Consider the following 458-nt stretch of genomic DNA (forward strand, 5'->3'; position numbering starts at 1 on the left):
CCGCCGAACTGTTCAAGCGCCTGGCGGGCAAGCACTCGCTGATGGTGGTGGAACATGACATGGGCTTTGTCGGCTCGATTGCCGACCACGTCACCGTGTTGCACCAGGGCAGCGTGCTGGCCGAAGGGTCGCTGGAGCAGGTGCAGGAAAACGAGCGGGTGATTGAGGTTTATTTGGGCCGCTGATCATTCCCACGCTCTGCGTGGGAATGCCGCCCTGGACGCTCTGCGTCCCAAAGCGTGACGCGGAGCGTCACAAGAGGCTTTCCCACGCGGAGCGTGGGAACGATCGTCAGGCGATTTCGGCGACGACAGCTGCCAACGCTTTCGCCGGATCGGCCGCCTGGCTGATCGGGCGACCGATCACCAGGTAATCCGAACCTGCGTCCAAGGCCTGACGCGGGGTCAAAATGCGGCGCTGGTCATCCTGCGCGCTGCCCGCCGGGCGAATCCCCGGAG

1 protein-coding gene and 1 pseudogene are annotated in these 458 nt (G+C 64.6%); one reads left to right on the forward strand and one right to left on the reverse strand.

What is annotated here, in order from left to right; all coding sequences use genetic code 11:
* A pseudogene (locus tag HK439_RS26450) lies at positions 1–185 on the forward strand (ABC transporter ATP-binding protein); the annotation flags it as partial.
* 106 nt (positions 186–291) lie between these two features.
* On the opposite strand, the gene HK439_RS26455 reads toward HK439_RS26450, so the two are convergent.
* Positions 292–458 (reverse strand): orotidine 5'-phosphate decarboxylase / HUMPS family protein (locus HK439_RS26455; protein WP_190294468.1); only part of this gene is annotated, 167 nt, incomplete at its 5' end.

Source organism: Roseibium aggregatum (assembly GCF_014692675.1).
GTDB lineage: Bacteria > Pseudomonadota > Alphaproteobacteria > Rhizobiales > Stappiaceae > Roseibium > Roseibium aggregatum_C.